At 68.9% G+C, this 19,522-nt stretch carries 21 protein-coding genes; 8 read left to right on the top strand and 13 right to left on the bottom strand.

Annotated features, from left to right (window positions below; all coding sequences use genetic code 11):
- Window positions 1-11 precede the first annotated feature (11 nt).
- Window positions 12-374, top strand: a complete 363-nt coding sequence (locus PUT80_RS00135; protein ID WP_275290658.1) for a helix-turn-helix domain-containing protein — start codon at window positions 12-14, stop codon at window positions 372-374.
- Here PUT80_RS00135 and PUT80_RS00140 read toward each other — a convergent pair.
- The gene (locus PUT80_RS00140) at window positions 371-1,516 is read right to left on the bottom strand and encodes an acyl-CoA dehydrogenase family protein (protein ID WP_275290659.1); all 1,146 of its coding nucleotides are present in this window, start codon (window positions 1,514-1,516) and stop codon (window positions 371-373) included. The genes PUT80_RS00135 and PUT80_RS00140 overlap by 4 nt on opposite strands.
- Window positions 1,517-1,618: 102 nt before the next feature.
- Between PUT80_RS00140 and PUT80_RS00145 the strand changes: the two genes are divergently transcribed.
- The 4 genes from PUT80_RS00145 to PUT80_RS00160 all read left to right on the top strand — a co-directional run bounded on the left by PUT80_RS00145 (window position 1,619) and on the right by PUT80_RS00160 (window position 6,133).
- The gene (locus tag PUT80_RS00145; RefSeq protein ID WP_037369544.1) at window positions 1,619-2,206 is read left to right on the top strand and encodes a TetR/AcrR family transcriptional regulator; all 588 of its coding nucleotides are present in this window, start codon (window positions 1,619-1,621) and stop codon (window positions 2,204-2,206) included.
- Between the two features lie 55 nt (window positions 2,207-2,261).
- Window positions 2,262-3,203, top strand: a complete 942-nt coding sequence (locus PUT80_RS00150) for a carbohydrate kinase (protein WP_275290660.1) — start codon at window positions 2,262-2,264, stop codon at window positions 3,201-3,203.
- Window positions 3,204-3,394: 191 nt separating this feature from the next.
- Window positions 3,395-4,711 (top strand): citrate synthase, encoded by a 1,317-nt coding sequence (locus tag PUT80_RS00155; protein WP_009083788.1) that lies wholly within the window; start codon window positions 3,395-3,397, stop codon window positions 4,709-4,711.
- 63 nt (window positions 4,712-4,774) lie between these two features.
- Window positions 4,775-6,133, top strand: a complete 1,359-nt coding sequence (locus PUT80_RS00160) for a deoxyribodipyrimidine photo-lyase (RefSeq protein WP_275290661.1) — start codon at window positions 4,775-4,777, stop codon at window positions 6,131-6,133.
- Here the strand turns inward: PUT80_RS00160 and PUT80_RS00165 are convergent.
- Window positions 6,120-6,557 carry a MerR family transcriptional regulator gene (locus PUT80_RS00165; protein WP_037819884.1) on the bottom strand — a complete coding sequence of 146 codons (438 nt, stop codon included), beginning with the start codon at window positions 6,555-6,557 and terminating at the stop codon, window positions 6,120-6,122. The genes PUT80_RS00160 and PUT80_RS00165 overlap by 14 nt on opposite strands.
- A gap of 37 nt (window positions 6,558-6,594) precedes the next feature.
- On the opposite strand from PUT80_RS00165, the gene PUT80_RS00170 reads away from it, so the two are divergent.
- Window positions 6,595-7,218 (top strand): class I SAM-dependent methyltransferase, encoded by a 624-nt coding sequence (locus tag PUT80_RS00170; protein WP_275290662.1) that lies wholly within the window; start codon window positions 6,595-6,597, stop codon window positions 7,216-7,218.
- Window positions 7,219-7,277: 59 nt separating this feature from the next.
- On the opposite strand, the gene PUT80_RS00175 is transcribed toward PUT80_RS00170, so the two are convergent.
- The 6 genes from PUT80_RS00175 to PUT80_RS00200 form a co-directional block, all read right to left on the bottom strand.
- Window positions 7,278-8,456, bottom strand: a complete 1,179-nt coding sequence (locus PUT80_RS00175) for an ABC transporter permease (RefSeq protein WP_275290663.1) — start codon at window positions 8,454-8,456, stop codon at window positions 7,278-7,280.
- On the bottom strand, window positions 8,453-9,352 hold the full coding sequence (locus PUT80_RS00180; RefSeq protein ID WP_343076867.1) for an ATP-binding cassette domain-containing protein: 900 nt from the start codon (window positions 9,350-9,352) through the stop codon (window positions 8,453-8,455). The genes PUT80_RS00175 and PUT80_RS00180 overlap by 4 nt, the downstream gene beginning before the upstream one ends.
- 2 nt (window positions 9,353-9,354) lie before the next feature.
- Complete coding sequence (locus PUT80_RS00185) at window positions 9,355-9,597, bottom strand: helix-turn-helix transcriptional regulator (RefSeq protein WP_275290665.1); 243 nt, start codon at window positions 9,595-9,597, stop codon at window positions 9,355-9,357.
- 148 nt (window positions 9,598-9,745) lie between these two features.
- Window positions 9,746-10,699, bottom strand: coding sequence for a hypothetical protein (locus PUT80_RS00190; RefSeq protein ID WP_275290666.1), 954 nt, complete (start codon window positions 10,697-10,699; stop codon window positions 9,746-9,748).
- A 198-nt stretch (window positions 10,700-10,897) separates the two neighbouring features.
- Window positions 10,898-12,433: a glycerol-3-phosphate dehydrogenase/oxidase gene (locus PUT80_RS00195; RefSeq protein WP_275290667.1), complete on the bottom strand. Its 1,536-nt coding sequence runs from the start codon at window positions 12,431-12,433 to the stop codon at window positions 10,898-10,900.
- On the bottom strand, window positions 12,430-13,074 hold the full coding sequence (locus tag PUT80_RS00200; protein ID WP_037810967.1) for a TetR/AcrR family transcriptional regulator: 645 nt from the start codon (window positions 13,072-13,074) through the stop codon (window positions 12,430-12,432). Before PUT80_RS00200 ends, PUT80_RS00195 begins: the two co-directional genes overlap by 4 nt.
- 16 nt (window positions 13,075-13,090) lie before the next feature.
- On the opposite strand from PUT80_RS00200, the gene PUT80_RS00205 reads away from it, so the two are divergent.
- Both PUT80_RS00205 and PUT80_RS00210 read left to right on the top strand, forming a co-directional pair.
- Entirely contained in the window at window positions 13,091-14,701 is a 1,611-nt protein-coding gene (locus PUT80_RS00205) for an FAD-binding oxidoreductase (RefSeq protein WP_275290668.1), read from the top strand.
- A 28-nt stretch (window positions 14,702-14,729) separates the two neighbouring features.
- Window positions 14,730-15,437 (top strand): class I SAM-dependent methyltransferase, encoded by a 708-nt coding sequence (locus PUT80_RS00210; RefSeq protein WP_134665328.1) that lies wholly within the window; start codon window positions 14,730-14,732, stop codon window positions 15,435-15,437.
- Here PUT80_RS00210 and PUT80_RS00215 read toward each other — a convergent pair.
- From PUT80_RS00215 to PUT80_RS00235, 5 genes are all read right to left on the bottom strand, one after another.
- Window positions 15,430-15,987 carry a gamma-glutamylcyclotransferase gene (locus PUT80_RS00215; RefSeq protein ID WP_275290669.1) on the bottom strand — a complete coding sequence of 186 codons (558 nt, stop codon included), beginning with the start codon at window positions 15,985-15,987 and terminating at the stop codon, window positions 15,430-15,432. The genes PUT80_RS00210 and PUT80_RS00215 overlap by 8 nt on opposite strands.
- A gap of 65 nt (window positions 15,988-16,052) precedes the next feature.
- On the bottom strand, window positions 16,053-17,150 hold the full coding sequence (locus PUT80_RS00220) for an S-(hydroxymethyl)mycothiol dehydrogenase (protein WP_037810970.1): 1,098 nt from the start codon (window positions 17,148-17,150) through the stop codon (window positions 16,053-16,055).
- An 85-nt stretch (window positions 17,151-17,235) separates the two neighbouring features.
- Window positions 17,236-17,742, bottom strand: coding sequence for a DinB family protein (locus PUT80_RS00225; protein WP_275290670.1), 507 nt, complete (start codon window positions 17,740-17,742; stop codon window positions 17,236-17,238).
- Between the two features lie 45 nt (window positions 17,743-17,787).
- Window positions 17,788-19,044, bottom strand: a complete 1,257-nt coding sequence (locus PUT80_RS00230; protein ID WP_275290671.1) for a peptidase C39 family protein — start codon at window positions 19,042-19,044, stop codon at window positions 17,788-17,790.
- 74 nt (window positions 19,045-19,118) lie between these two features.
- Window positions 19,119-19,520 (bottom strand): PaaI family thioesterase, encoded by a 402-nt coding sequence (locus PUT80_RS00235; RefSeq protein WP_037810973.1) that lies wholly within the window; start codon window positions 19,518-19,520, stop codon window positions 19,119-19,121.
- Between the last annotated feature and the right edge of the window lie 2 nt (window positions 19,521-19,522).

The raw sequence follows: 19,522 nt of genomic DNA on the forward strand, positions 1-19,522 counted from the left end.
ATAGGTACCCAATGGATACCAAGTATGCGAAAGCGTGCCCCTCGCGCACCGTGATGGACGTGCTGGCGAACAAGTGGACTCTCTACGTCCTCGGCCTCCTCCGCCAGTACGAACGGCCGCTGCGGTTCACCGAGCTGCGCCGCGGCGTCGAAGGCGTGACACAGAAATCGCTCACCCAGGTGCTGCGCAACCTCGAACGCGACGGAATGGTCACCCGCACGATCTACCCGACGATCCCGCCGCGCGTGGAGTACGCGCTGACCGATCTGGGCCGGGACGTCGGGGCCTTGACCGGCGCGATCGCCGACTGGTCGAAAGCCAACGCGGGCCGCGTGCAGGCCGCCCGCGTGGCTTATGACGACAGGAAAGACTAGGCGTTCTTCAGAGAACGCGCGATCACCATCCGCTGGATCTGGTTCGTCCCCTCGAAGATCTGCGGCACCTTCGCCTCCCGCATGTACCGCTCCACCGGGAAGTCCCGCGTGTACCCGGCACCGCCGAGGACCTGGACCGCGTCCGTCGTCACCTTCATCGCGCCGTCCGTCGCCACCAGCTTCGCGATCGACGAATGCCGCTGGAAGTCCAGCCCGCGGTCGCGGCGGCGAGCGGCGTCCAGGTAGGTCGCGCGGGCCGATTCGACTGTCGCCGCCATGTCCGCCAGCAGGAACTCCAAGCCCTGGAAATCCGCGATCGGGCGGCCGAACTGCGTGCGACCCTTCGCGTACTCCACGGCCTCGTCGAGGGCCGCCTGCGCCAGGCCCACCGCGCACGCGGCGATCCCGAGCCGTCCCGAGCTGAGCGACGACAGCGCGATCTTCAGGCCGGCACCCTCGCCGCCGATGAGCCGGTCGGCCGGGACGCGGGCGTCCTCGAACAGCATCTGCGCCGTCGGGGACCCGGTGAGGCCCATTTTCCGCTCGCGCGGAGCCGCCGACAGGCCCGGAGTCGATGAGTCGACAAGCAGGCAGGAGATGCCGTGCCCGCCGTCGTCGCTCGTGCGGACCATCGTCGTGTAGAAGTCCGCGACTCCGGCGTGGGTGATCCACGCTTTCGTGCCGTTGACGACGTACTCGTCGTCGGAAAGCCGCGCGCGGGTGGACAGCGCGGCCGCGTCCGAGCCGGCGTGCGTTTCCGACAGGGCGTACGCGCCGAGCAGCGAGCCGCCCAGCATGTCCGGCATCCAGCGGTCCTGCTGTTCTTCCGTGCCGTAGTGCGCGAGCGCGTAGCAGGACATCGTGTGCACCGACAGCCCGACGCCCACGCTCATCCACGCGGCGGCGATCTCCTCGAGCGCCTGCAGATAGACCTCGTACGGCTGCTCGGCACCGCCCCAGCGCTCCGGGTACGGCAGGCCCAGCAGTCCGGACTTGCCCATCAGGGTGAACAGGTCGCGCGGGAACTTCTCGGCCTCCTCGTCGGCCGAAGCGCGCGGTTTCAGCTCGTCACGGGCGATTTCCGTGACGAGTGTGAGCAGGTCTTCGGACTCCGGCGTCGGCAGCAGACGGTCGACCGGCATGGCTTCCTCCCAGGCGGCGGTACTGAAAACAGTACTGACGGATGATTGAGAGTACCGTATCCGGAGCGGGACTGTCCCTGATCGGTAGGAGATAGTGACGTGATGTCCACCCCTGAAGCCCGTCGCCGGCCCACCGCGCGGCAGCAGGCGCTGCTGCGCGAGCTCGAGGCGTTGTTCCTGGCGGAGGGCTTCGCCGGCTTCACGCTCGACGACCTGGCCGCCCGGCTCCGCTGCTCGAAATCGACGCTGTACGCGCTCGCGCCGAGCAAGGAGCAGCTCGCGGTCAAGGTCGTCGCGCACTTCTTCCGCGACGCCGCCGAACGCCTGGAAAAGCGGATCGCGGGCATCGACGACGCGCGCGAGCTGATCGGCGAGTACCTCTCCGGCGTCTCCGAGCACCTGAACCGGGCGTCGCCGGAGTTCATGGCCGACATCGCCGCCTTCGCGCCCGCCCGTGACACCTATCAGCTCAACAGCCGCGCCGCCGCGCGCCGGATCCGCGCGTTCATCGACAAGGGCGTCGCCGACGGAGTGTTCCGCGACGTGCACGCGCGGCTCGTGGCCGAAATGACCGGACTGATCATCGAGGGCATTCAGACCGGCGTGCTCGGCAGGCGCACCGACGTGTCCGACGCGGAGGCTTTCACCGCGCTCGGCGAACTTCTGCTCGGCGGGCTCGACAAGAACTGATTTGTCCGCATCGGGACAGGAATTGTCAGCGCCCGTTCCTCTACACTCGCCGCTTGTGATCGTGGTGGGTGGAGAGGCGCTGGTCGACCTCGTTCCTGGCGAACCGTTGGATTCCACTGTGGACGGTGGGCTGCGCGCGCTGCTGCCCCGGCTCGGCGGTGGTCCATACAACGTCGCGCTCGCCGCGGCCCGGCTCGGCGTTCCCACGTCGTTCCTGTCCCGGATTTCCACCGACCGGTTCGGCGTCGCGTTGGCGGAGCGCCTTTCCGCTTCGAACGTCGACACTTCCTTGCTGCAGCGCGGCAACGAGCCGACGACGCTCGCCGTCGTCGCGCTCGACGAACGCGGCGCCGCGCAATACACCTTCTACGTCGAGGGAACCGCCGATCGGCTGGTTTCCGATCCCGGTGCGCTGCCGGAAGAAACCACCGCGCTGTCGCTCGGAACGCTCGGCATGGTGCTCGAACCCGGCGCGAGTGCGTACGAGCAGATTCTGCGCCGCGAATCCGCGCGTGGGACCCTGACTGTGCTCGACCCGAACATCCGGGAGGCGCTCATCGCCGACCCGGCGGCCTATCGCGCGCGTTTCGCCTCGTGGCTGCCCGACGTGCGGCTGTTGAAAATCTCTGACGACGACGCCGCGTGGCTCGCCGAGGGGGCCGACCCGGTGGCCGCCGCGAAAACGTGGGTGGAGTCCGGTGTGGACGCCGTCGTGCTCACCCGGGGCGCGGACGGCTTGTCTGTGATCACTTCGGCTGGTGAGCTGGCACACGTTCCGTCCCGCAAGGTCGAGGTCGCGGACACGATCGGCGCCGGCGACACTGTGCAGGGCGCGTTGCTCGCCTGGCTGCACGAGCGCACCGTGCGCGACCTGGCCGCACTCGACGCCGGCGCGTGGACCGAAGCGCTTGCTTATGCGGCGAAAGCGGCGTCGATCACGGTCTCCCGCAGCGGAGCGGAGCCGCCGACCGCCGCGGATATGGCGGCCACCGTGTGAACCTGGTCCCAATGGGGCCTTTTGGGGCAACGCAGCGAGTGCGGACTGACCCACCCTTCGACTAGCGTAGTGGTGAATTCATACCCAGCGGGGCGGTGTGCAGCGAGGCGCGTGTTTCCTCGCGTGAACACGTGGCTACTGCGGAACCTTGCAGGCGCCGCCGTCCCGTGCCCAACGTGAGAGGGACCTGCATGTCCGACGCGACGAATGCGGGGCAGTCCGGCGGCGAAACCGCGACGCTGCGCCTGCCGAGTGGCGAGCACGAGTTCAAGGTCGTCAACCCGGTCGAGGGCGCGCCGGGGATCGAGCTGGGAAAGCTGCTGGCGCAGACGGGGTACATCACCTACGACCCCGGGTTCGTCAACACCGGCGCCGCGTCGTCGGCCATCACCTACATCGACGGTGATGCGGGCATCCTGCGCTACCGCGGCTACCCGATCGAGCAGCTGGCGGAGAAGTCCACCTTCATCGAGGTGTCCTACCTGCTCATCTACGGCGAGCTGCCGACCGAGGCCCAGCTGGCCGACTTCACCGAGCGGATCCAGCGGCACACCCTGCTGCACGAGGACCTCAAGGCGTTCTTCTCCGGCTTCCCGCGCGACGCGCACCCGATGCCGGTGCTGTCCAGCGCCGTCTCCGCGCTGTCGACCTTCTACCAGGACTCGCTGAACCCGTTCGACGAGCCCAACGTCGAGCTGTCCACCATCCGCCTGCTGGCGAAGGTGCCGACGCTCGCGGCGTACGCGTACAAGAAGTCCGTCGGCCAGCCGCTGCTGTACCCGGACAACTCGCTGGGCCTGGTCGAGAACTTCCTGCGGATGACGTTCGGCTTCCCGGCCGAGCCGTACGAGGTCGACCCGGACGTCGCGAAGGCGCTCGACCTGCTGTTCATCCTGCACGCCGACCACGAGCAGAACTGCTCCACCTCCACGGTGCGGCTCGTCGGCTCGTCCGAGGCGAACCTGTTCGCCAGCATCTCGGCGGGCATCAACGCGCTGTTCGGCCCGCTGCACGGCGGCGCGAACGCGGCGGTGCTGGAGATGCTCGAGGGCATCCGCGACGACGGCGGCGATGTCGCGACGTTCGTCAACCGCGTGAAGAACAAGGAAAAAGGTGTCAAGCTCATGGGCTTCGGGCACCGGGTCTACAAGAACTACGACCCGCGCGCGAAGATCATCAAGAACACCGCGGACGAGATCCTCGGCAAGCTCAAGGGCGGCGACCAGCTGCTCGACATCGCCAAGAAGCTCGAGGAAACCGCCCTTTCCGACGACTACTTCGTCGAGCGCAAGCTGTACCCGAACGTGGACTTCTACACCGGTCTGATCTACCGCGCGCTCGGGTTCCCGACGAAGTTCTTCACCGTGCTGTTCGCGCTCGGCCGGCTCCCCGGCTGGATCGCGCACTGGCGCGAGATGATCAACGACCCGCAGACGAAGATCGGCCGCCCGCGCCAGATCTACACCGGCTACGCCTCCCGGGACTACACCCCGATGTCGGAGCGCTGAGCCACTGCTTGGTGAAACGCCCCGCCGTGCTGTTGCGCGGCGGGGCGTTTATCGTTGTGCGGCATGACGATGGAAGCGCCGGTCGTGCTGTGGTTCCGCCGGGATCTCCGGGTGCGGGACCACGCCGCGCTGTTCGAGGCGGCCAAGCACAGCAAGCACATTCTGGCGCTGTACGTGCTGGACGACCGGCTCCTCAAGCCGGCCGGCTCGCCGCGGGTCGCGTTCCTGCTGAATTCCTTGCGGGAGCTGGACAAAGCGTTGTCCGGTCGGCTGATGGTGCGCTACGGCGATCCGGTGCGGGAGGTCGTGGCCGCGGCACAGGAGATCCGGGCGGCAGCGGTGCACGTCTCCGCGGATACCGCACCATACGGACGCGAGCGTGACGATGCCGTGGCCGAAGCCTTGGCAGAGCATCGAATTCAGTGGGTGCCGACCGGGTCTCCGTATGCCGTGACGCCGGGGCGGGTCACGAAGCCGGACGGTACCCCGTATCGGGTGTTCACTCCGTTCTACCGGGCTTGGGCGCAGCACGGCTGGCCCCGTCCGGCGGACACCGATGTGTCTATTGTGGACTGGGTCAAGCCTTCTTCTTCGGATCCGTTGCCGGAAACTCCGGAGGTGGAGTGCGAGCTTCCGCCAGCGGGGGAGGACGCCGCGTTGGCGGTGTGGCAGGAGTTCCTTTCCGACGGTCTCGCGGATTACGCGACCGAACGCGATCGTCCGGATCATGCTGGCACCACCAGGCTTTCGCCCTACCTGCGCTGGGGTGCGATCCATCCGCGGACGATGCTGGCCGACCTGGCCGGGAAACGCTCCGAGGGCGCGCAGGCGTTGCGGTCCGAACTGTGCTGGCGCGAGTTCCACGCCGACGTCCTGTGGAACCGACCGGAAACCGCGCGGCAGAACTACGACCGGCGGTTCGACGGAATGCGTTACGACACCGGGAAAACCGCGCGGGAGATGTTCGCGCTGTGGTGCGAAGGCCGGACCGGCTACCCGATCGTCGACGCCGGAATGCGACAGCTGCTGGCCGAGGGCTGGATGCACAACCGGGTCCGGATGATCGTGGCGAGTTTCCTGGTGAAGGACCTGCATCTGCCGTGGTGGTGGGGTGCGCGGCACTTCATGAAACATCTGGTGGACGGCGATCTGGCGTCGAATCAGCTGAACTGGCAATGGGTCGCCGGTTCCGGGACGGACGCCGCGCCGTACTTCCGGATCTTCAATCCGACCACGCAGGGCCAGAAATTCGACCCGCAGGGCGATTACGTGCGCCGGTATGTGCCGGAATTGCGTGGCGTGGAAGGGAAAGCGGTGCACGTGCTGAAGAAGCGGCCGGAGGGGTATCCGGATCCGATCGTGGACCACGCGGAGGAGCGGCAGGTCGCGTTGCAGCGGTATGGGGCGATTACGGGGTCTTAGTGTCGTGTGCCCGTTCGTGGCTTTCCGCCAGCGACAGGCCGCGTTGCCGTTCCTCGATGATCGTCCAGAACCGCGGGCACTTCAGCGGATCGCTGGCCGGACAGTGCCGCCCGTGTTCGAGCGCGGCGCGGGCGACCTCGATGCGGCGTTGCTGCTCGGCCAGTTCGGCGAGTTTGCCGTCGATCATTTCCTGGCGGCTCGGCTGTTCTCCGGTGAGGAAACGGCCGATTTCGGACAGCGTGAAGCCGATTTCCTGGAAGAACAGCAGCACACCGACGTCCTTGACCGCGGACTCGGCGTAACGCCGCCGGCCCGCTTCCCGTTCCGCTGGGCGTACGAGACCGAGTTCGTCGTAGTAACGCAGCGCGCTCGTCGGTACGCCGGTGCGCTCGGCCAGTTCGCCGATGGACAGGGTCGCAGTCATTTGACTTCAAGCGTACTCGAAGTGGTTCGCTCGCCCCATGAACGTTTTGGAGCGCGCTCTGCGCTGGTGGGGCCCGCGTGGCGGGATCGCGCAGTTCCACCGGCCGACCGGGATTCCGGGACACGTCGCCGGATTGATCATGGGGCGGCGGTCGTCGAATGTGACGCGTAATCGGTGGGCGGTGCGGTTGCTCGACATCCAGCCGTCCGAACGGGTTCTCGAACTCGGCTGCGGTCCGGGCGTGGCCGTTGCCGCACTGGCGGACCGGGCGGCGCTGGTGGTCGGCGTCGACCACTCGTCGGTGATGATTCGGCAAGCACGGCACCGAAACCGGTCGGCGGTCCGGGCCGGACGGGTGCGTTTGGTGTGTGCGTCGGTCGAGAATCTGGCGTTCGGCGAGGGGTCGTTCGACGCCGCGTTGGCCGTCAACACGCTGGGCATGTGGCCGGAGCCGGTTGCCCGGCTGCGAGAACTGGCCCGGTTGTTGCGTCCTGGCGGGCGCATTGCACTGGTATCTCAACCACGGCAGCCTGGTGTCACCTCGGCTGCGGTGGTCGAGGAGTTGACCGGGGTACTCGCGGAGGCTGGCTTTTCCCGGCTCCGCACCGAAATGCTCGACTTGGATCCGCCAGTCGTGTGCGTACTGGCAGTGTCTGACTGAGCACGTCCGCCGGATCGAACTCATCCGGGCCTCCTTGGCCGCGGGACTCTCCACAGGTCCTAACGGCGCAACGCGTCAACCAGCCGCACCCGGCTGCCGACGCGCAGTACCCCATTCCGGTAGACCCGCGCCCCCGCCCAGGTGACCACCGCGATCAGCGCGACCGTCAGCGCCAGCGACAGCGCGATTTCCCAAGCCTCGACCGTGCCGAGTGCGATCCGGGCAGGCATCAGAACCGGCGACAGCAACGGGATCAGCGACACGATCCGCGTCGCCGCCCCTTGCGGTGCTTGCGTCAGCAGGTTGATCCCCGCGACAAAGCCGATGACCAGCGCGATATTCACCGGCCCGACGACGGCCTGCGTGTCCTCCTGGCGGGACACGAGAGCACCAGCCGCGCCGTACAGCATGGCGTAGAGGAGGAAGCCGAGCAGGTACCAGACGAGGCCCCAGCCCAGCGTCCCCAACGCGACGCTCGAAATCGAGAACACTCCCGAAACGCCACCGGCCACCAAACCCGCCGCGGCGAGGATCGCGAGCTGGGTCAACCCGACCAAGCCGAGCCCGATGACCTTGCCCAGCAGCAAATGCGCCGGCCGGACCGTCGCCAGCAGGATCTCCACCACGCGGCTGGATTTCTCCTCGACCACGCCCTGCGCGACGAACATGCCATACGTCATGATGCTGACGTACAACAGAATCGCGACCACGATCCCGGTCACGAGTTTCGTCTCGGCTTGCGGATCCGCCGGTTCGAGAGCCTGGACGTCGGCGTGGGTGGCGGACACTGCCTGGTGCACGGCCGCGGGGTCGAGGTTCGCCGAGTACAGCTGAGCGTCGAGGACCTGTTGTTGTGCGATGGCGTCCAGCGTCGTCCGCAGCTTCGGGTCCAAAGTGGACTTGACGATCACGCGCGGCCGGGAGGCGCTGCCGGACACGAGCGCGTCGACGTCGCCGTCGCGGACCTGGGTGAGTCCGTCCGATTCGGACTGCACGAGGACGATCTTGAGGTTCCGGTCGTTGTTCTCCAGTTGCGTGGCGATGCCCTGCGCTTGCCCGGCGAGCGCGACTTTCGTGGTCGACCGGTCGTGGGCGAGGAACACCTGCAGCGTCACGTAACCGAGCAGCAGCAACAGCATCACCGCGGTACTGACCACAAAGGACCGGGTGCGCAGCCGCGCGTTGAGTTCCCGTTTGGCCACCAGCCGCACCGCGCGGGTGGGACGGATCCGGTTCACCGAGGTGCTCCCGGCGTGGCGACGGAATCGCGGAACAGCTCGGCCAGCGTACGGCGGCGGTGGCTGAATTCCGTCACCGGGCCGGTAGCCAGCGCGGCGGCGAGCACGGCCTGGTCGTCGGCACTCGGCGACAGCTCCAGCACCGTCGTACTGCCGCGGTTCTCGACGACGCGGGCACCGGGAACCGTTGTCGCCCAACCAGGATTGGCGCTGGGCGCGGTGACCACCAACCGGCGCGCGGCGTCGCGGGTCAGCTCGTCCACGGTGCCGACCGCGACCATCCGGCCGTCGCGGATGATGCCGACCCGGTCGCACAGCCGCTCCACGAGGTCGAGCTGATGACTGGAAAACACGACCGGCACGCCCGTCGCCGCCTTCTCTCGCAACACGCCGCTCAGCACGTCGACGGCGAGCGGGTCGAGACCGGAAAACGGCTCGTCGAGCACGAGCAGCGCCGGGTCGTGCACCAGCGCGGCGGCGAGCTGCACGCGTTGCTGATTGCCGAGGCTGAGTTTCTGGATGTCGTCCTTGCGCCGCGGCCCGAGCCCAAGCCGCGCGATCCACAACTCGGCGGCGCGGTGTGCGTCGTTGGTGCTGAGGCCGTGCAGTTCGGCGAGGTAGACGAGCTGGTCGATGACCTTCATTTTCGGGTACAGACCGCGCTCTTCGGGCATGTACCCGATCTGCGCGCGGGTGTCGTGCGTGACCGGCTGCCCGGCGAACCGCACCTCGCCGGAGTCGGCGGCCAGCACGCCGAGCGCGATCCGCATCGTGGTGGTCTTGCCCGCCCCGTTGCTGCCGACGAACCCGAACAACTCGCCGGGCGCCGCGGTGAAACTGACGCCGTCGAGCGCGGTTTTCGTGCCGAACCGCTTGCTGATCCGGTCGATCTCCAGCGTCACGCGTTCCCCTCCAGCGGCGCACGGCTGAACACGGCCTCCACCGGCAGGTCGAACACCGCGCAGATGCGCAACGCCAGGTCGAGACTGGGGTAATGGTCCGCGCGCTCCAGCGCCCCGATCGTCTGCGGATTGACCTCGACCGCCCCGGCGAGCTCCGCCCGGCTCATCCCGCGCTCCGCACGCAACCCCGCCAGCCGGTTGTGGATCGGCAGCACCTTGCCACGCCGCACCGGGCTCATGGACCGCACTGTTGCAAAAACCCAACGACCCGTCAAGCTGCCTTGCCGGTAGTTGTCCGCCCCAATGTGGCATTGGGTGCATGCGACGCACCCAATGTGGCGTTCGGTGCATCTGACGCACCCAATGCCACATTGGGGCGCTTGCCGGTCAGGCCGCGTGATGGCGGATCACGGATGGACGTGGGCGGCGTGCCGCGGCTTCGTGCGCGGCGCGGAGCTCTGCCGCTACCTGGGCTGGTTCGGTGCGCAACCTGATCGGAAGCGTCTGGAGAACGACAATGCCCGACGCTGCGTAGCGCGCATTCCTCTCGAGGGTGGCGGAGTAGTCGTCCCATTTCTCGTGCCAGGCTCGTGAGTCGATCTCCCAGGCGAATGCCACGTCGTCCCACCATGCATCGGGTCTGGCGACGAACTCGCTCGCGTCGGTAGTGACTACGACGTTCCACTCGGCTTCGGGCAGGCCGGTCGCTTTCCAGATTTCCCAAGCATCGGCCTCCGCGACAGACTGCGTACCTGCTAGAAGCGCGGTCAGTGCGCGGCGTGGCAGCGCAGACCCGCGCTGGCTTCCACGGCTTAGCTCGCGAGTCAGTTGCTCTAACGTGCAACGCCGTCGTTGGACAGACTCGGCCAAGAGCGCTCGGACGGCATCGAAATCGCGGATTCGCCTGACTGCGTCCAGCACCGCGCGGTACGCGGGCGCTACCGGCACCCCGTTCCTGACGACGGGGTGGGGAAGTCGAGTTGTGCGTTCCACGAGCATGAAGCCCACGCTGCTTACTTCCCGTCTGTCCGGAACCAGCAGGTGAATCTGGTCGGGTTCGGGGACCCGGCTGAGTCCGTGCATCCGTGCCGCCCACATGCCTGTCACCATCGAGCCAGGGCCGCCTCGCAACAACGCTGCTTCCATCTGCTGTGCTGAATCCGGCTCGCACGGGAGCAGCAGCACGACACCAGGCAAGATCCGTCGCCAGGGACCGCCGGGGAGACAGCGCCGATAAATGCTGCTCCTGGACATGCCCAGCTCCTCAAGCTCGGCGGTTCGGACGACCTTCCCCGCGGCTTCGTGCAGCACCGGGTGCCGCTCCCAGTTTCCTTTGCGCATCCGTCCAGATTGTGGGGTCATTGAGAAATGCGCGAGTAAAACGCGCGCGAGCGGTCCCCTCGTGCGTGAATACCGCGACAACCACCCGGTCGGGTTGCTGGCCCCAATGTGGCATTGGGTGCATGCGACGCACCCAATGTGGCGTTCGGTGCATCTGACGCACCCAATGCCACATTGGGGCTGCGCTCGCCGCGAGGGTCAGGACAGTCCGGCCAGCGTTTTCTCCACCAGTTCTGCCACCCGCTCACGAGCGGCTTCAGCGTCGGCCGGGACGAGGGCCAGGCGGGTGCGGCGTTCGAGGACATCCTCGACGGTCGTCGCGCCCTCGTGGCGGACAGCCCACACCACCTCGGCCGCGGTGATTTCCGTCGACGCGCACAGTGGGGCCGCGAATTCCGGCTCCAGTTCGCCGAGCGCTGCCACGCGGGGTGCTTCGGTGCCGTACTTGGCCACCAGCCGCGCAGGAGCGTCCACAAGCGACAGTCGCGAGCGCGGTGCGGCACCGAGCAGCGGCAGCTTCGAGGTCCGCGACGGGCCAGCGGGCAATCCGGCATGTGTCAAGGCGGCATCGACGGCGTCCTCGGCCATGCGTCGGTACGTCGTCAGCTTCCCGCCGACCACCGTGAGTACGCCGTCGGAACCGGTGACTACCGCGTGTTTCCGCGAGAGATCCGCGCTGCGTCCGGCGGAACCGGAGACCAGCGGCCGCAATCCGGCGTAGGAACCGATCACGTCGGAAGCGGTCAACGGGCGGTCCAGGACCGAAGACGCTGTCGACAGCAGGAAGTCCACATCGGACTCGGGAACCGTCGGCACGTCCGGGACTCCGCCGGATACCGGCTCGTCGGTGAGTCCTAAGTAGACCCGTCCGTCGAGCTGCGGCAGCAGGAACACGAACCGGTTGGTCTCTCCGGGAACCGGGATGTTGACCGACGTCGCTCCGACCCGCACGGTGTCCGGCGCGAGCACCAGGTGCGATCCGCGGGACGGGCGTAGCTGCACAGAGTCAGTCAGGGTGTCCGCCCAGACGCCGGTAGCGTTGATGACCTGCCGCGCGCGCAGCGTGTACGACGAAGTGCCGTCACTTACCTGAGCCTCGTTGCCAGACAAGGAAACCGCCGACAAGCGCGGAAGAATCCGGGCACCGAGCAACGCCGCGGTACGGGCGATGTTGACCACGAGGCGCGCGTCGTCAACCAAAGCACCGTCGTACGCCAGCAGGGCGCCGCGAAGGCCGCCGGGGGCGAGGCCGGGGGAGAGGGCCAGTGCCTCGGCAGCGGGGATCCGGCGCGGCCCGGGCAGCACGGACGACGGGGTACGCGCGGCGCGCCGCAACCCGTCGCCTGCCCGGAGACCGGCGGCGATCAATGCCTGCTGCGCAGCGGAAGTGCCGGGGTAGAGCGGAAAGAGCTGCGGCATCGCGCGCGTGAGGTGCGGCGCGGTGCGCGTCATGAGGATCCCGCGCTCCACGGCGCTCTCGTGGGCGAGCCCGAGTTCGCCCTTCGCGAGGTATCGCAATCCGCCGTGCACGAGTTTGCTGGACCAGCGTGACGTGCCGAACGCGAGGTCGTGCGCTTCCACCAGCGCGACGGAGAGCCCCCGCGCGGCCGCGTCGAGCGCGATGCCCGCGCCGGTGACCCCGCCGCCGACCACCAGGATGTCGACGCGTTCGCCGTCGACCAGCCGGGACAGTTCGCGCTCGCGGCGGCGCGCGTTGAGGGATCCGGTGCTCATGGTTTCAACCCCGATTCGACCAGGTGCCGGAATTCGGCGAGCAGCGCGGCCTCGTCGACGTCGGCGGTGGCCGGGCGCAGCGAGAACGCGAACGACTGCACGACCAGCAGCACCGATCGCGCCTGCGCGGCGACCCCGGCGACGCGCACCGAGCCGTCTCGGTGCCCTTCTTCGAGCAGGCTTCGGAGCACGTGCTCGGCGAAGTGCTGAGTCGCACCGAGCCGCTCGACGATGTACGGCAGCACCAGCTCGGCGTCGACGTCCAGCAGCGTCCGGAACAGCGGATCGGCCGACAGCGCGCCGACGCTCGCCGCCGCCAGGTGCACGATGCGGTCGCGCGCGTGCGCGGTCTGGTCGCCGGTCTCGGTCACCCGTTGCAGCAGGCCGCTGAACTCGCGCGTCATCAGCGCGGCGAGGACACTGCGGACATCGGGGAACCGCCGGTACACCGTCATGCGGCTGACCTGCGCGGTTCGGGCGATTTCGGCCAGCGTGGTGCGCCGGACGCCGACCGCGAGCACGCACTGGCGCGCGGCGTCGAGGAGCTCGTCGTCGGCGACGCGAGCCGAGGTCGGGCGGCTGCGGGCGTCCGCGAGCGCGGAGGGGGCCGCTCCCGGGCGGGAGTGACGTTTGACGTCCATGTGTCACACTGTAGTCGTGAGCGATCTCATCAACCACCGCATCCGGCGTTCGTGGACCGAACAAGGCGCGGCCTCGGCCGGTCTGCCCGACCGCGCCGTCCGGTGGCTTGGCCAGCGTATCGGCCAGGTCGGCCCGGATCGAGGAGAGAAAACCAGCGCTCCGAGGCCGGTCGCGGACTCCGCGCTGACTGTGCCCGTCCGTACCGAGTTCGAGGAACTTCTCGGCGCGGACCACGTGCTGGTCGATCCTCAGGAGCGGCTCGGCCGCACCGGTGGTCTGTCCTATCTGGACCTGCTGCACGCGCGGGCAGGCGACGAGGTGCCGGTGCCGGACGCGGTGCTGCTGCCCGCGGACCCGGACCAGGTGCAGGCCGTGCTGGACGTCTGCGTGCGGCACGACATCGGGGTGGTCCCGTTCGGCGGCGGCACGTCGGTGGTCGGCGGGGTCGCGGCGCTGCGCGGCGACAAGGCCGCGGTGGTGGTGCTGGACCTGGTGCGGCTCGACGAGCTGGTGTCGGTGGACCCGGTGTCGCGGATCGCGGTGCTGCAGGCCGGCGTGCGCGGCCCGGAGGCGGAGCGGCTGCTCGCGGCGCACGGGTACACGCTCGGCCACGTGCCGCAGTCGTTCGAGCGCGCGACCATCGGCGGCTTCGCGGCCACGCGGTCGGCCGGGCAGGCGTCGTCCGGTTACGGCCGGTTCGAGGACATGGTCGCCGGGGTCCGGCTGGCCACGCCGAAGGGCGAGTGGCGGCTCGGCGTCGCGCCGGCGTCCGCGGCCGGACCGGATCTGCGGCAGCTCGCGGTCGGCAGCGAGGGCACGCTCGGCGTGATCACCGAGGTCGCGCTGCGGGTCCGGCCGTTGCCCGAGCAGCGGCATTACGAGGGCTGGATCGTCGACGGCTGGGAGGCCGGAGCGGCGGCGGTGCGGAAGCTCGCGCAGGACCACGCGCTGGCGGACGTCACCCGGCTGTCCGATGTGGACGAGACGAACGTGTCGTTCTCGCTCAACGCCGGGCTGAAGACCACGGCACTCAAGACGTACCTGGCGGCGCGCGGGATCAAGAACCCGTGCCTGCTGATCGTCGGCTGGGAAGGCGACGTCGCTCGGCGCCGCCGCCGGACGTCAGCCATGCTGAAGTGTTGCGGTGCCGTGCGGATCGGCAAGGTGCTCGGCGAATCCTGGCGGCACGGCCGGTTCAACGGCCCTCGGCAGCGCGACGCGTTGCTGGATCTGGGCGTGTGCGTGGAAACCCTTGAGACCGCGGCGTATTGGTCCAATTTGGACGAACTGCACGACGCGGTGCGCGCGGCATTGGTGGCCTCGCTGGGCCGGTCGATCGTGATGTGCCACGTTTCGCACGCTTACGAAACCGGTGCGTCGCTGTACTTCACCGTGCTGACCTCGCGCGACGACACCGATCCGGTCGGACAGTGGCAGCGCGCGAAAGCGGCGGCGTGCGAGGCGATCACCGGCATCGGGACGATCAGCCACCACCACGCGGTCGGGGTCGACCACGCGCCGTACCTGGAGGCGGAGATCGGCCGGATCGGGCTGGACGTGCTGCGCGCGGCCAAGTCCGCGGTGGACCCGACCGGGATCCTGAACCCCGGAAAACTGCTCGGCTGAACGCGCTCGCGCGGGCAGACTGGCGCGGGTGAGCGATGCAGTGGGTTCCTTTCCGCAATACGAAGTGTTCGCCGACGAATTCCTCGACCACGCGCAGAACGGGTTCTACAACGCGCACTACGACCGTCCGGCCTGCCTGGAATTACTGGGCGACGTCGCCGGGCAGCACGTCCTCGACGCCGCGTGCGGTCCCGGCCTCTACGCCGAAGAACTGACCGCCCGCGGCGCACGAGTGACCGGCTTCGACCTCAGCCCGCGCATGGTCGAGCTGAGCCGCGAGCGGGTGCCGGCGGGCGAGTTCCGCGTCCAGGACCTGGCCGAACCGCTGAGCTGGCTGCCGGACGCGTCGGTCGACCAGGTGCTCTTCGCCCTCGCGCTGGAGTATGTGGACGACCGGGTCGGCGCCCTGCGCGAGTTCCGCCGGGTGCTGCGGCCGGGCGGCGCGCTGGTGCTGTCGAGGCAGCATCCGACCGGCGACTGGCTCCGGCACGGCGGCAACTACTTCGACGTCCGGGTGATCGAGGAGGTCTGGAGCCGCGGCTGGAAGGTGCGGTACTGGCTGGCTCCGCTGGAACGCACCTGCGAGGAGTTGCGCGAGGCCGGGTTCCTGATCGAGCAACTGCGCGAGGGACGTCCGTCCGACGAGGCTGCCTTGGTCGATCCGGAGCGGCACGCCCGGCTGGCGCGGGAACCGCTCGGCTTCCTCACCGTGCGCGCGATTCCGCGGGTCAGCTAAAGGTGCGCTCCGGCGGCAGGACGGTGCAGGCGAGACCGTGTCCAGCCGCCGGTTCGCCGCTAAGCGAGGCCGCGTCCGCCTGGGCGACGTCGGCGACGCGAACCGGGGATCCGTTGACCAGCAACGGAAACCGGATTGGCGCGGCACCGACGTAAGCGTGCACTCCGGACAGCAGCACGCCGTCGAGCCGGATGTCGGCGTGGTCCAGCATCGCCAGGTCGTACCGATTGCCGCGGCCCTCGCAGACGTCCAGCACCGCCAGCTGTTCCGGCGTCGCGAACCAGACGAAGTGGTCCTCCGTAACTCCCGGCAGCGCGGTGAGCGTTGCCGGGCGCTGGCCGTCGCGTTGCCGCAGCCCGGCGGCCCACACCGCGGCGAGCCCGGTGCACTGCACGCGCGCCGCGACGACCGGCCCGGTCAGGCCGAGCTGGCTGCGCAGCCAGGTGATCTTCGACGGGCACGCGTTCGACCCGTACGCGAGCACCGGCGTGCGCGAACGCCACCCCGGCGGCGCGGTGTCCAAGGCGTGGCCCGCGCCGTCGAGGTGCACGAACGAACAATCCGGCCGGGTTCCCGGGTACGGGTCGGCCGGATAGTCCGCGTCGGCGAAAAGGATCAGAACTCCACCACGCTGCGCAGCACGTCGCCGTGGTGCATTCGCTCGAAAGCCTGCTCCACGCCGTCGACGCCGATCCGCTCCGTGACGAACTTGTCCAGCGGCAGCCTGCCCTGCAGGTACAGGTCGACCAGCATCGGGAAGTCCCGCGACGGCAGGCAGTCGCCGTACCACGACGACTTCAGCGAACCGCCGCGCGAGAAGAAGTCGATCAGCGGCAGGTCGTTGAGCTTCATGTCCGGCGTGGGCACGCCGACCAGCACGACGGTGCCGGCGAGGTCGCGGCCGTAGAACGCCTGCCGCCAGGTCTCCGGGCGGCCGACCGCGTCGATCACGACGTCCGGGCCGAACGAGTTCGTCGCGTCCTGCATCGCGGCGACCACGTCCTCCTCGCTCAGGCCGCGGCTGTTGACCGTGTGCGTGGCCCCGAAGTCCTTGGCCCACTGGAGTTTCCGGTCGTCGGTGTCGATGGCGACGATCGTGGTCGCCCCGGCCAGCTGCGCACCCGCGATGGCCGCGTCGCCGACGCCGCCGCACCCGATCACCGCGACCGAATCGCCGCGCCCGACCGAGCCGGTGTTGATCGCCGCACCGAGCCCGGCCATCACGCCGCAGCCCAGCAACCCGGCGACGGCGGGTTCGGCCCGCTCGTCGACCTTGGTGCACTGTCCACTGTGGACGAGTGTCTTCCCGAGGAACGCGCCGACGCCCAGCGCGGGGGACAGCTTCGTGCCGTCGGTGAGGGTCATCGGCTGCTCGGCGTTGAAAGTCGAGAAGCAGTACCAGGGCTTGCCGCGTTTGCAGGCCCGGCAGGTGCCGCAGACCGCACGCCAGTTGAGGATCACGTAGTCGCCGGGCGCGAGATCGGTGACGCCCGCGCCGACCTTGTCGACCCGCCCCGCGGCCTCGTGCCCGAGCAGGAAGGGGAACTCGTCGTTGATCCCGCCCTCGCGATAGTGCAGGTCGGTGTGGCACACCCCGCACGCCTGCACCGAGACGACCGCCTCGCCCGGTCCGGGATCCGGCACCACCACTGTCTCGAGCGTGACCGGCTCACCCTTGGCCCGTGACACCACTCCCTGGACCTCGTACGGCATGCGCACAACCTTTCACCGCGACGGCGTTCTCGAGCGCAGCTAATCACGGATCATGCGCATATCGCCATAGCCCGGATCGGTTCCACTACTCGCCAGTCGCGCCGTCGGCGAGCTCGCGGACCACATCCAACTGCCCCACATGCCGTGCGTACTCCTGCAGCACGTGGAAGAGGATCCAACTCAACGCCGGGGGCCGCTCCGGCGAATCGAAGCGACCGCCGCCGCGGGCGATGTCCTGGAGCCGCGCACCGGACACGATCGCCCGGGAGTCCGCGCACGCGTCCAGGAAGAGCGTCCGGATCTGGTCCGCCGATTCCTCCGCGCCGACCGACCACTTCCCGGTCTCGGGGTCGTTCTCTCCCCAGACCGGATCGATGTGCTCGCCCAGGAATCCCCAGCGCAGCCACCGGCGCTCCACGAACGCGAGGTGCTTGAGCAGCTCGAGCGGGGTCCAGCCCGACGGCAGCCTGCTGGTGCGCAACTCGTCGTCGGACAGGCCGTCCAGCTTGCGCAGCAGCGTGTCGCGGTAGTAGTCGAGGTAAGCGAGCAGCAGCTCGCGGGGGTCCGACAGACTGTCCGGAGGCTCGGTCACGGACGGCACCTTAGCCCCGCGGCGGCCGGGCGAACCAGCCAATAATCAGGGCGTGATGAGGTAAACGACCCCGCCCGGACCGCCGGCCACCGCGCCGCTTTCGGTGTGCCGCTTCGTGCGCTGCCAGATCTTCTCGAACTGGTCCCGCTTGTACACCGTGCGCACGCGGCCGTCCGAGCTGGACGCCGGGTCGTTCGCGATCACGTCGCCCGCCTGGGTGAAGCCGACGACGACCATCAGGTGGCCGGCCGTGCCGTAGCCCGCGCCGTCGAGTTCGCTGGCCAGGAACGACTGCGAGGTGATCACCGGGATGCCGCGCGCGATGTAGTCCTCGAGTTCGTTGAGGTCGTGCAGTCGCGTGATGTGCCCGCGCAGTCCGAGCGAAGCGGCGTACGCGGTGTTGAACGGCCAGTTGCCGGTGCCGTCGTACGCGTAGTCGTAGGTGCCGCGCGCGGCGTAGACGACCGACCGGTCCGGGTAGTCCGCCGGGATCCAGTCCATCTGCTGCTCGGTCGGCTTGCGGCCCCAGTACTCGGCGACCATCTCGGTCGAGGTCGGGCTGCACCAGGCTTCTCCGCCGCCGCCGTACTGCGGGAACTGTCCTTTGTGGATGTTCTGGGCGAACGGCGGCACCTTCAGCTCGATCCCGCGCGCCCGGCCGGGCTTGGTGGTCTGTACGTCGAACCGGTCCGGAACGTTCGAGGTCATCGCGCCGAGCGAGGACAGGGTCGGCGTGGTCGGCGAACCCTGCTCGCGGTAGAGCGTCACGCGCAGCTGGTACGAGCGCAGCGTGACGCCTGCCTTCGTGGCGAGCGTGTCGACGTCGACCGAGGCGTTGTCGTCGCTCTGCCCGTCGACGCTGGTGCGGTGGATGTCCGCGTCCCCGCTGGCCCAGCGGCCCATCGTGTACCAAGTGGTCTCGGCCCCGGCGGAAGTCCGGCCGCGGGCCTGCACCTCGAGCCACGTCTTGGCCGGGGTGCGCGCGTTCCACGACGCGATCAGCTGCGTCGCGTCGAAGCCCTGCCGGTACTTGGGCGACGTCCAGGTGCCGTAGTCGTAGGTGCGCGTGGTGCCGAGCCCCGGTTCGGTGTGCGCGACGCTGCCGGCCGGATGCGTGATCCGCAGGCCGCCGTAGCCGAAGCCGAGCCCGTCGAGCCTGCCCGCGAAGAACGAGCCGGACGACCATTCGTGGTAGTCGATGGCCTCGTCGTTACGCGCGTGCCGCGGTTCCGCGGCGGCCTGTGCCGCACCAGCCGTGAGCATGACGATGGACAGTAACGTGACCAACCCGCGAACCCGCATTCCGGCTCCGTCCCCAGACCCCAGTGGTAGCCAAAGATTTTCGCCTTCCGGAGCGGGTAAGTAAAGAGCCGCCGCTACAACACTGCTTGCGTCTGGGTGATTTTCGCGGCGAGCTTGCCGTCGTCGTCGCGGATTTCGGTCTCGACGACCACGACGCGGCGTCCGGCGTGCAGTGGTCTGGACGACGCGGTGGCGTACCCCGAACGGACGCCGCGCAGGAAGTTCGTCTTGGACTCCAGCGTCGTCGTGCCCTGCGCGCCCTCGGGAAGATTGAGGAACGCGCAGACCGCGCCGGTCGAATCGGCCAGCGCCATCAGCGCCCCGCCGTGCAGCACGCCGCCGAGCGTGCACAGCGATTCGTCCCACGCGAGCCGGCTGCGGACCAGGTCCGGGCCGTGCTCCAGCACCTCGATGCCGAGCCGCTCGCTGAACGGCATCGTTTGGTGGAACAGCTGCGTGCCTTCGACGTCGGTCATGC

The organism is Amycolatopsis sp. La24, from assembly GCF_029087445.1.
Taxonomy (GTDB): domain Bacteria; phylum Actinomycetota; class Actinomycetes; order Mycobacteriales; family Pseudonocardiaceae; genus Amycolatopsis; species Amycolatopsis nivea.

Coding starts and splice junctions, on each gene's coding strand:
- PUT80_RS00165 (WP_037819884.1), bottom strand. CDS start 6,557: ATGACTGCGACCCTGTCCATCGGCGAACTGGCCGAGCGCACCGGCGTA.
- PUT80_RS00200 (WP_037810967.1), bottom strand. CDS start 13,074: ATGGACGTCAAACGTCACTCCCGCCCGGGAGCGGCCCCCTCCGCGCTC.
- PUT80_RS00235 (WP_037810973.1), bottom strand. CDS start 19,520: ATGACCGACGTCGAAGGCACGCAGCTGTTCCACCAAACGATGCCGTTC.
- PUT80_RS00190 (WP_275290666.1), bottom strand. CDS start 10,699: ATGCGCAAAGGAAACTGGGAGCGGCACCCGGTGCTGCACGAAGCCGCG.
- PUT80_RS00140 (WP_275290659.1), bottom strand. CDS start 1,516: ATGCCGGTCGACCGTCTGCTGCCGACGCCGGAGTCCGAAGACCTGCTC.
- PUT80_RS00160 (WP_275290661.1), top strand. CDS start 4,775: ATGACGATGGAAGCGCCGGTCGTGCTGTGGTTCCGCCGGGATCTCCGG.
- PUT80_RS00230 (WP_275290671.1), bottom strand. CDS start 19,044: ATGCGGGTTCGCGGGTTGGTCACGTTACTGTCCATCGTCATGCTCACG.
- PUT80_RS00135 (WP_275290658.1), top strand. CDS start 12: ATGGATACCAAGTATGCGAAAGCGTGCCCCTCGCGCACCGTGATGGAC.
- PUT80_RS00220 (WP_037810970.1), bottom strand. CDS start 17,150: ATGCCGTACGAGGTCCAGGGAGTGGTGTCACGGGCCAAGGGTGAGCCG.
- PUT80_RS00145 (WP_037369544.1), top strand. CDS start 1,619: ATGTCCACCCCTGAAGCCCGTCGCCGGCCCACCGCGCGGCAGCAGGCG.
- PUT80_RS00170 (WP_275290662.1), top strand. CDS start 6,595: ATGAACGTTTTGGAGCGCGCTCTGCGCTGGTGGGGCCCGCGTGGCGGG.
- PUT80_RS00185 (WP_275290665.1), bottom strand. CDS start 9,597: ATGAGCCCGGTGCGGCGTGGCAAGGTGCTGCCGATCCACAACCGGCTG.
- PUT80_RS00155 (WP_009083788.1), top strand. CDS start 3,395: ATGTCCGACGCGACGAATGCGGGGCAGTCCGGCGGCGAAACCGCGACG.
- PUT80_RS00195 (WP_275290667.1), bottom strand. CDS start 12,433: ATGAGCACCGGATCCCTCAACGCGCGCCGCCGCGAGCGCGAACTGTCC.